At 69.4% G+C, this 1,979-nt stretch carries 2 protein-coding genes; both read right to left on the bottom strand.

The genetic code is table 11. The features are described from left to right. Positions 1-198 precede the first annotated feature (198 nt). On the bottom strand, positions 199-756 hold the full coding sequence (locus PV363_RS17570; RefSeq protein WP_220340974.1) for a hypothetical protein: 558 nt from the start codon (positions 754-756) through the stop codon (positions 199-201). A gap of 82 nt (positions 757-838) precedes the next feature. Further along, positions 839-1,979: cation:proton antiporter (locus PV363_RS17575; RefSeq protein ID WP_301023059.1), on the bottom strand; the 1,141-nt coding region annotated here is incomplete at its 5' end.

Below are 1,979 nucleotides of genomic sequence, written 5' to 3' on the forward strand. Positions count from 1 at the left end.
ACTTTTGGGCGGCGTGAGGGGCCGGTCAACGGCCCCTCTCGGACGAGGAAGGGCACGAGACGCCGGGCGGTGTCGAGCTCGTGGTGGTCTGGCCGTCCGGTACCCACGTTCGCCCGCTGCGTGCGCAGCGGGCGACGAGCTGACCGTGGACCGGCGGGAGATCCCCGGGTGCTATGCCCTCCCGCCGGTCCGCGGAGATCAGAACCGCGAGAACGGCTTGGGCGTGGCGTACCCGAAGGTGTCGCCGGCGCTGAACGCGTCGACACCGAACGTCGAGTTCAGTGCACCTGCGGCCGTCGCCGTCAGCCGCAGACGGACAGCTCCGTACCGAAGACGGTTGGAGAATCCGATGGTGAACAGGTCGGCGCGGCCGACGTTGCCGATGGTCCCCGAGACCTCCGCGCTCACGCGCAGGCGACCGAGGTCGATGTTGAAGTTCTTCAGCGCGATGGTCGACGACCCGGCAGTGAGGCTGAGGCCGCCGCTGTGCCTGATCCGCAGCTTGCCGAGGGTGTAGCCGGTGATGGGGAAGGACGCCGAGAGCGTGTCCCTGAACGGAGCAGCCTTGGCGCCCTCGATCGGCGCCGGCGTGATCCCCGCTCCGGCGATCAAGGAGTAGACCTCCGGCGCGACGACCACCTGGGTGTAGCCGGTCCGCGGCCGGGTCTGGGCCTCGGCGGGCGCTGTTGCCACGGCGACGAGCCCGAAGCCTGTCAGGAGAGCGACGAGCGCTCCGACCAACCGGTTCCTCTTCATGAGTCTGCCTCTCTGTCGAGTGTGCCGGTCACCCGGCCCTTCACTAGTACTTCGCCCGACAGCGGCGTACGGATGCCAAGGATCAGATCTCCAGGCGAGAATCTTCCAGATCGAGGTCCTGCAGGATGCGGTTCGCGACCTCGTTCGAGATCTCTCCGTCCCCTCGGAGGCGCAGCAGCGCGAGGCGCTGAGCGTCCAGGACGGCTCGAACCATCCGCTGATAGGACTGCGACCGGTCCTCGTACCCCTCGTCCTCCCGCTTTCCCGCTCGGGCGGCGAAGCGGGCCTCGCGGTAGCGGTACATCGCTCGCATCCGTTCCACCGAGTCGGGGCGGGTCCAGTCCTGGTCCTCGAGACGGTCCATCTCGGCCAGCGCCGCCCTCGCCGCCGCAAGACGGCCTCGGACCTCCTCCGCCTCCTCCTCCCCCGCCGAGGTGATGCCGAGGCGGCGGATCAGCGTGGGTAGCGTCAGGCCCTGCACGACGAGCGTCACCAGGATGACGGCGAACGTGAGGAACACGATGAGGTCACGGCTCGGGAAGGCGTCGCCGGTGTCGGTGGTCAGCGGGATCGCGAGCGCCACCGCCAAGGAGACGGCTCCGCGCATGCCGCTCCATGCCAGCACCAGACGGAGGCGTGGGCCCACCCGTCGGGCACGTTGGGACGGCCGGCGGTCCACCACCCGGATCAGGTAGGGCACGGTGAAGAACCACACGAGCCGTACGCCGACGACCGCGCCCGCCACGGCGAGTGCATAGCCGGTCAGGGCCGCGGCGGAGTAGTCCCCCAGCGAGTCCACCACCGTCGGGAGCTGCAGGCCGATGAGTACGAACAGCAGCGCGTTGACGAGGAAGTCGAGCAGGTCCCACACGAAGAACCCCTGGAGCCTCGTCCTCGACTCGGGGAGGATGCCCGGTGCACGGATGCCCACGTAGAGACCTGCGGTGACCGTCGCCAGCACACCCGAGGCGCCGAGGGCATCGGCCGGGACGAAGGCCGCGTAGCCGGTCAGCAGGGAGATCGTCACGCTCACCTGCGCATCGGAGATCCGGGCACGGATCTGGGTGGCGACCCACCCGATCGCGAGCCCGATGAGCACTCCACCGAGAGCACCGAGCACAAACTCCGCACCGGCCTGCCCCAGGGAGAACGTGCCGACCACGACCGCCGCGACGGCGACCCGGTACGCGACGAGAGCCGTGGCGTCGTTGAAGAGCCCTTCG

The organism is Mumia sp. (assembly GCF_028803055.1).
Classification (GTDB): Bacteria; Actinomycetota; Actinomycetes; order Propionibacteriales; family Nocardioidaceae; genus Mumia.